Origin of the sequence: Borrelia crocidurae, assembly GCF_000825665.2 — a bacterium.
In the GTDB taxonomy this organism is placed as follows: Bacteria; Spirochaetota; Spirochaetia; order Borreliales; family Borreliaceae; genus Borrelia; species Borrelia duttonii.
In genome coordinates this window covers 568,280-576,495 of the sequence record NZ_LN609267.1, presented here as the reverse complement: position 1 = coordinate 576,495, position 8,216 = coordinate 568,280, and the positions used below count along the sequence as shown (strand labels likewise).

Annotated in this window: 7 protein-coding genes; 4 read left to right on the top strand and 3 right to left on the bottom strand. The window is 24.9% G+C overall.

Features of this window, described 5'->3' with window-relative positions:
• Positions 1-78: 78 nt before the first annotated feature.
• Both BN1173_RS02835 and BN1173_RS02830 read right to left on the bottom strand, forming a co-directional pair.
• Positions 79-540: a hypothetical protein gene (locus tag BN1173_RS02835; RefSeq protein WP_012538304.1), complete on the bottom strand. Its 462-nt coding sequence runs from the start codon at positions 538-540 to the stop codon at positions 79-81.
• On the bottom strand, positions 527-2,398 hold the full coding sequence (locus BN1173_RS02830) for a hypothetical protein (RefSeq protein ID WP_040236450.1): 1,872 nt from the start codon (positions 2,396-2,398) through the stop codon (positions 527-529). Before BN1173_RS02830 ends, BN1173_RS02835 begins: the two co-directional genes overlap by 14 nt.
• A 405-nt stretch (positions 2,399-2,803) precedes the next feature.
• On the opposite strand from BN1173_RS02830, the gene BN1173_RS02825 reads away from it, so the two are divergent.
• Positions 2,804-4,915: a coiled-coil domain-containing protein gene (locus tag BN1173_RS02825; RefSeq protein ID WP_246040037.1), complete on the top strand. Its 2,112-nt coding sequence runs from the start codon at positions 2,804-2,806 to the stop codon at positions 4,913-4,915.
• Between the two features lie 2 nt (positions 4,916-4,917).
• Here BN1173_RS02825 and ligA read toward each other — a convergent pair whose 3' ends face one another.
• Positions 4,918-6,927: an NAD-dependent DNA ligase LigA gene (ligA, locus tag BN1173_RS02820; RefSeq protein WP_040236446.1), complete on the bottom strand. Its 2,010-nt coding sequence runs from the start codon at positions 6,925-6,927 to the stop codon at positions 4,918-4,920.
• 192 nt (positions 6,928-7,119) lie between these two features.
• Here ligA and BN1173_RS02815 point away from each other — a divergent pair, with 192 nt between their 5' ends.
• Genes BN1173_RS02815 through BN1173_RS02805 form a run of 3 tightly spaced genes read left to right on the top strand, consistent with a single transcriptional unit; the run spans position 7,120 to position 8,210 of the window.
• Positions 7,120-7,500: a response regulator gene (locus BN1173_RS02815; RefSeq protein WP_025400805.1), complete on the top strand. Its 381-nt coding sequence runs from the start codon at positions 7,120-7,122 to the stop codon at positions 7,498-7,500.
• A gap of 10 nt (positions 7,501-7,510) precedes the next feature.
• Positions 7,511-7,933 (top strand): flagellar export chaperone FliS, encoded by a 423-nt coding sequence (gene fliS / locus BN1173_RS02810; protein ID WP_012538299.1) that lies wholly within the window; start codon positions 7,511-7,513, stop codon positions 7,931-7,933.
• Positions 7,923-8,210 (top strand): hypothetical protein, encoded by a 288-nt coding sequence (locus tag BN1173_RS02805; RefSeq protein ID WP_246040036.1) that lies wholly within the window; start codon positions 7,923-7,925, stop codon positions 8,208-8,210. Before fliS ends, BN1173_RS02805 begins: the two co-directional genes overlap by 11 nt.
• Positions 8,211-8,216 lie beyond the last annotated feature (6 nt).

Below are 8,216 nucleotides of genomic sequence, written 5' to 3'. Positions count from 1 at the left end.
TTATATAATTTTTTGAACCTTCCTGAAATAAACTAACAAGTGCATTAAAATTTTCAGGGTAATACACCTTCACACTACTCATTTTTTCTCTAATTCTTCCAACCGTAAATAAAGGTCTAAAAAGGTATTAACATCAAGACAATGACACTTTAATGTACTATAATATCCTAAAATATCAGTCCTAATTATAACCTTACGTTTTAAAAGATAATAAAATAATAATACATTGGATGAAAAACAACTGTCACAAAATCCAAAATCACTCTCCAACAAAACTTTAGTTAATGTATTATAAAAGGTTGTGTTCTCCAACCCCTCAACAGTAATAATACTACGCCCATTTAACATAAAAGCCGGTACTAAAGATGAATACACCGGTCTTAAATCCAAAAGAACTAATGAAAATCTTTTATTCATTCTTTCAATCAGATTTCTCTCCCCTGAATAAAAAACACTAATTAAAAGCTCTTTAGTACTCAAAGAAAGTCCAATACTCTTTGAAAGATTTTCTCCATTCAAATTAAAGCTAATTAGTATCAATTCTCACACTCCAATCATCTAAAATACTTTTAAGATCAATAGGTGTTTTACATATATCAAAATCAAAAGCTTGAATTAATGATGATCTTATTGCAGAAACAGATGCAATAAATAATACCCTAAAAGAAAAAATAAATTCGCCATCTTCAACAAACTCCAGTCCTACAGAATCAATAACATCATAAGTAATATTCCCAAAAACGTAATCAACTGCCAAACCAAAAATTGAAAATGCACGTTTGCTATTTACTCTAAGTTTATCAAATTTACCATTTTCAACAAAAAAATTAACATTACTAAATATAATATGAAAAGAATGTATTATTACATCAACTTCAAGAGAACAAGCAACATAAAACTTTGCATCTATATCTACAACAAAATTTCTACTAACTATAATTGGATATTCTTTTCTCCCCTCATCATCAATTACAACAGAAAGCTCTTCTTTCATAGTTAAAACTGCACTCTCAATAAAATAAGACTCCTTTAATAAGGAACAAGAAAATTCAATATCATCTTTGAAAGAATCAGCAACAAAAAAATTGACACAATTATAAGATAAATTAAAAGCTTTAGCTAAAACATTCTTCAAATAATTCACCAGATTAATATCTATAATTTTATAAGGAATAAATACATCCAATTTATCTTTATACAAATTCATAGAAATAGTTAAATTACCAATATCTAATAAAGCAAAATCTATATTAGAATCTAAATTTAAAAAGGCAAATCCTACGCCTTTTCTCTTAACATCTAAGACATTATATTCATTATTTAAACTTATAGAAGACGATTTGCGCATAATAGAATTTTTTAAATCCATCTCCTTAAAAAGCTTAAAAAAAATATTATATTCACTCTTCACATAACCAAGCAAATAATTGAGAGGTTCAAGTGATAAACTAACCGCAAGATTATAAAAATTCGAATAAATAAAACTATAAGCAGAAATTCCAAATAAAAAATAATTATCACAAAAAAAAATAGAATTACTATTAATAGATATAAGATTTTTCTGTAGTAGTACCTTTACAAAAAATAAATTACTAAAAATCTTATTAAGATAATTAAAATAAAATTTATATAAAAAGTTCAAGGGTCTATTAATTTTAAGCTCCAACATAATCTTATTAAGCCTATTTTCAATTGACAAGTAATTTACAACAGAAAATTTTAAATTTAAAGACTCTGCTATTAAAAAATGCCTTTTATAATAAATAACATTAACCTTAAGACCAAGTTTTTTAGAAATCACTATACCTTGCACAACAGCATTAAAGACAATGGGAAATAAAATATTAACACAATTATTATTAATAGAATTAATAATAATCTTATCTTTAGAAATACAAAAGTTATCACTAATAATCTGCTTAACTAATGCAATATTATCAAGATCAGCATCAATTATTAAATTATCATCACTAAAGAATACCTTAACTAAAATAAAGTCACTACAATAATTTAAATGATCAGAAAATTCATAATGCGAAGTATAAACTTTAAATTCATCTGATTCTTGAAGGTTCAAACTACAACAAATATCATTTTGTTCAATAGGTCTTAATTCAAAAATAACATTCGATTCTGCTTCTAATAAAGTATCTAGGTTATCAGAATATAAAACTAAAGGTACTTGCCCTTCAAAATCTATGTGATTATCAAAAAGTTTTAAATTAAATTCATGAGAATCAATGATATCAATAAATTTTAAGATAATATTATCTTTATAACTTATATTAAACACTTGATTTTTGTATTCATCTGACACCTTAAAATCTTCAATAATCGAATCTTTAATATTACAACAAACTGGCAAAGCCCAAACTTCATCCATATTTTCTAATTTCATAAAAAATTAAGTAAAACAAGAAGTTAAAATTCATAATTTCTCTTCTATTGGTATCATTATGGCACAATACCAATAAAATTACTATTGTAAATCAAAATATGACTTGATAACTAAATTATGTTATTCAACATATAAATCAATATGTACTAAATACTAAATTGTAATTTAAACTACAATAATCACAATAATAATTCATAATTATTACATAAATAATCTTATTTTCTTTTGATCAATTTTAAAAACTATGATAATATCAAAATTAAAATGAATATCAAATAATATTCATGAGGTTTAATGTTTATGGGTAAATATAAAAAAATAGCTTCCATGATCCATAAAATTTTTATGTTGATCTCGTGTACATTACTTTTTGGAGAACAAAAACAATACATAACCAAAGATTACATGTTCAACTATTCAACAATTTATATTCCTAGAGAAGATCTAAATGAAGATTTTAACAATCAAAATAATGAAGAAAAAACCATTTATTTCAAACAAAATAAAGTTTCAAAAGAAAATGATATACACACATTAAAAAAACAACTTAATAAACTTAGTTTCAAAGATTCATCACAAATCCAAATAGCAAATAACAGACAAATAAGAAATAACATCTTTACAAAAAATTCCGATTTCGAACAAAACAATATGGATGATGATTGGTTCATACAAAATATAGACAACTTAAAATTTAGAATTAAAAACTATGAAAAAAAAATAACAAACATAGAAAATCTTTTAAATGATACAAATATAGAATCAATCAAAAGAAAGAATGAAGAATATGCAATGCTAATTAAAAGTTTAAAAGAAGAAATTGAAAGAATAAAATATTTAATTAATACAAAAGAAAATTTACTAAATGATCCTTATCAAGACTCTTATCAAGCAAAAAACAATGATTATAATGATTACAATGAACAAAGATATGAAGATAATCAAAAAGAATATATACCAAATGAAAATTACAATTACCCACCCACAGAAAATATATACGATACATATATTCAAGAAAAAGAATATTCCAACTCAGAAAATACTATACTAAATGAACTTGATAGTAAAATCAATAACAACAAAGATTCCCTTAATAATCACACTCAAATATTAGGTAACCTTGATAATAAAATTAATAATAACAAAGATTCCATTAACAACAATATTCATAAACTAAGCGAGCTTGATAGTAAAATCAATAACAACAAAGATTCCCTTAATAATCACACTCAAATATTAGGTAACCTTGATAGTAAAATCAATAACAACAAAGATTCCCTTAATAATCACACTCAAATATTAGGTGAGCTTGATAGTAAAATCAATAACAACAAAGATTCCCTTAATAATCACACTCAAATATTAGGTAACCTTGATAGTAAAATTAATAACAATAAAGATTCCCTTAATAATCACACTCAAATATTAGGTAACCTTGATAGTAAAATTAATAACAATAAAGATTCCCTTAATAATCACACTCAAATATTAGGTGACCTTGATAGTAAAATTAATAACAATAAAGATTCCCTTAATAATCACACTCAAATATTAGGTGACCTTGATAATAAAATTAATAACAATAAAGATTCTCTTAATAATCACACTCAAATATTAGGTGACCTTGATAGTAAAATTAATAACAATAAAGATTCTCTTAATAATCACACTCAAATATTAGGTGACCTTGATAGTAAAATTAATAACAACAAAGATTCTCTTAATAATCACACTCAAATATTAGGTGACCTTGATAGTAAAATTAATAACAATAAAGATTCCCTTAATAATCACACTCAAATATTAGGTGACCTTGATAGTAAAATTAATAATAATGGAGAAATCCTATTAGCATTCCACCAAGAATTAACAAAATTCAAAAATGACCATGACAATGGCTTCAAAAATATTGAAAATAACTTACTTTCAATAGAAAAAATAATAAATTCACTAAAAAATAAGATTGAAGAAAACGAAGAATTATACAAAGAAAATAAAAATATAATTCAACAAAAACAAGATCAAATCAATATATTAGATAAAAGATTGACAAATAATGAAAATGACATTCTAAAACTTAAAGAAGGTTTAACAAAATATGTAAAAAAAGATTCAACAAAACATAAAAACAGAAAATCACAACAAATAACACAAGGCTCCTATCCACAAGATATACAAACAACAAATAAAAATGCCATAATAAAAAACGCTGAATTTAAGATATATCCAGATACACATTTAAATAATTATAATTTTAAAGTCCAAAGTAATGAATTTGATTTTAAAAAATCCAATGGATATTATATTGAAATAGAACCAACAAAAAATCTACATAGGGCAAAAGAAATTTACAAATTAATCCCAAAATATAATGTCAAAACTCACTTTATTAATCCATCACTAAAACATAAAGAAAAATTTTTTCGCAATTTAATAAAAGTAGAATACACAAATGATATAAATACTCTATACAAAAACTTAGCATCGGAATTTAGAAACGTAAGAATAATAAAATAAGTTTAATCATCTAAATTGACTAAATTTTTAATATCAAAAAGACTAAGAATTTTAATGCCCAAATTATTAGCTTTTTTTAATTTTAATCCAGGACTTTTCCCAACAAGTAAAAAATCTAAATATCTACTAACTGAACTGCTAAAAATAGCACCTTTTTTAGTAATTTTATCAATAAGAACATGTCTGGAATACTCATCAAAAGATCCTGTTATACAAAATTTTTTACCAAATAAAAAAGAAGAATCTACAACACAATTCATACTATCTTCTTGCATCTTAAATCCTAATTCCTTAAAAAAGTTAAATTTATCAAGGATAATCTTATCATTAAAGGCTCTAATAATATTGAAAGCTATTCTTTCTCCTATCCCTTTAATATCTAAAAGTTTCACAAGTGCATTTTTATTATCTTGACAAAGCAAACTAATTGCATCAAATGAATTTAAATTATTGTTGATTAACAATAATATTGTATTAATTCCCAGATCCTTAATGCCCATAGCAAGAAGTAATTTTTTAAACGGTCTATTTTTACTCTCTTCAATAGAACGCTTTAACTTATTTACCCTTTTAAAATTAAATCCCTTAAAACCAATAAGCCTATCAAAATCAAATGTATAGAGATCTATTTCTGAAGATATAAAATTCATATTAAAAAGAAATTCAATTGTTTTTTCTGAAAGTCCCACAATATTCATACATTTTTTACTACAAAAATACTTTATATGTCCCATAATCTTCAAAGGACAATGTATATTCACACAAAAAAGATGTGCACCCTCTTTTATTAAAGACTTTTCACATGAAGGGCAATAATTTGGAATTTTAAAATTACCAACAGAAAGTTTTTCTACAACCAATTCAACGGCAGGAATTACATCTCCACGCCTTGAAATTGCAACAACATCTTTAACATTTAAACCAATAGAATCTATGTAATTCTGATTATGTAAACTGGCACTGGTAATAAAAGCTCCTGCAATAAGTACTTTCTCTATATTTGCAACAGGAGTAATTTTACCACTACGTCCAACCTGAACAACTATATCAATTACCTTACTAACAGCTCTCAAAGACTCAAACTTATAAGCAATTGACCATTTAGGATGATGAGAAGTATATCCCAAAACATCTCTTAAACGAAAATCATCAACCTTTAAAACAACACCATCAATCTCATATTCAAAACGCTCTCTCTGTTCTTCTATTTCCTTTACATAATTAATAATATTTTCTCCCAAGTTTTTACCACAAAAAAACTTACAACAAGGATTAAGTTTAAAACCAAACTGGTTAAGCTTATCAAAAGCATCATGATTAGTATTTAATTCCAAACTGGAATATAAAATATCATAAACAAAAATATCTAAGGGAAAGTTAACAACTTCTCTACTATTTATTCTTCTCAATATACCTGAAGTCAAATTTCTAGGATTAATATAAGAATCATCTAATGTATGATTTATTTCCAAAAAATCTTTTTTGGTAATATAAATTTCACCTCTCAATACCAATTCAACCCGTTCTCCAATGCATAGAGGAACATTCTTAATTGTTCTCACATTTTCAATCACATTATTACCAAATCTACCATCGCCCCTGGTTAAAGCTTTCTCAAGTATTCCATCTTTATAATAAAGAACAATTGAACATCCATCTATTTTAGGCTCAGCTGAAATTCCCATATCAAATCCCAAATTAGAACCTTCTAAACTCATTTTCTCAACCCATAATGATAATTCTTTAACATCATAGGTCTTCTCTAAACTCAATATAGGATAAGAATGTTCAATTTCTTTAAAATCATTTAAAAGATCACTTCCAAATTTAAGCGTAGGAGAATCTAAAGTTTTATATTCAGGATACCTATTCTCCAAATATTGAAGTCTCAAAAGAGCTTTATCATAGGTAACATCGCCCACAGTAGGTGACGAATCAACATAATATTCCCTATCCCATTTTTTAATGGCATCCCTTAAAGATGAAATTTCATCTTTTATATCTTTACCCATAATTTAACATCAACCCCATTACAAAAACCACAATATAATTTTACAAAAAAATATAAAATTTCCATACGGATCACTTAGTAATAAATCTATTTATCCTAAAATTTAGAGTAAATATAAAATAGATTATATCTTTCTTTATTAAATGATTTTTAATACTCGATTATGTTAAAATTAGGTGAAGGAGTATGGAAATTGGAAGAAAATAAAAAAGCTTTAATAGTTGATGATTCTATTTTTATGCGTAAAAATTTAATTAAAATACTAAAAAATTTAGGATTCAATGAGTTTTTAGAAGCAGAAGATGGTATTCAGGCTATTCAGGAATTTAAAAAACAAGAAACACTTCATCTAATAACTCTTGATATAACTATGATGGGCATGGATGGAATTACAGCACTTGAAAAAATAAATGCACTTAACAAAAAGCTTGAACGTAAACTAAACATATTAATGGTCACAGCACTTGGAAAACAAGAACTTATTGCAAAAGCCCTACAACTTGGAGCAAAAGGATATATTACAAAACCTTTTAGAGAAGAACAGATAGCAGAACAAATAAAAACATTAAATTAGGAGAAAATCCTTGCTAAGAAAAGAAGATATTTACAAAAAAACACAAGTCAACACATCAAGTTCAATATCAATATTAGTAATGCTATATGAAAAAGCAATACAAGATTTAGAAGTTGCTAAAGAATTTTATAAAAATAAAGACCCAAACAGCACAACAAAAGCTGATGAAAAAGTTTATCATGCACAAGATATTATTATAGAATTAATGTCTACACTAAATTTTGAAGATGGTGGAGATATTTCAAATAACCTATTCTCAATATACTCCTTTTTAAATAAAACATTAGAAAGTGTTACATTAGAAAAAAATATAGATAATATCCAAGAAGTCTTAAAGCACCTCAAAAATCTTCACACAGCTTGGAAAGCATTACTTAAAAAAGATAATAATATTATCATTAAAAAGAAATTAGGAATAAATATTGTCGGATAATACAAATGTAATCTTAAAAAAATATTTACAAGATCTAATACTTGAACTAAAAAAATTAAAAGCTATCTTAGAATTTGAAAATACAAAAATCACTCAAGGAATAATAGATATATTAGAAATCACAAATCCTAAAAAAGATCTAATTGTAAATTCAATCAACAACTATTATACAACTATAAATTCATGGTTAAAAACACAAGAACAAATACAAGAAGAAATTAACAAATTAATTAAAGATACTTTATCATTAAAAGAAATGATATACACTCCTTTATGAAAATAC

Excerpts from the sequence above, each read along its gene's own strand:
- ligA (WP_040236446.1), bottom strand. The coding sequence starts at position 6,927 with ATGGGTAAAGATATAAAAGATGAAATTTCATCTTTAAGGGATGCCATT.
- BN1173_RS02830 (WP_040236450.1), bottom strand. The coding sequence starts at position 2,398 with ATGAAATTAGAAAATATGGATGAAGTTTGGGCTTTGCCAGTTTGTTGT.
- BN1173_RS02825 (WP_246040037.1), top strand. The coding sequence starts at position 2,804 with ATGTTCAACTATTCAACAATTTATATTCCTAGAGAAGATCTAAATGAA.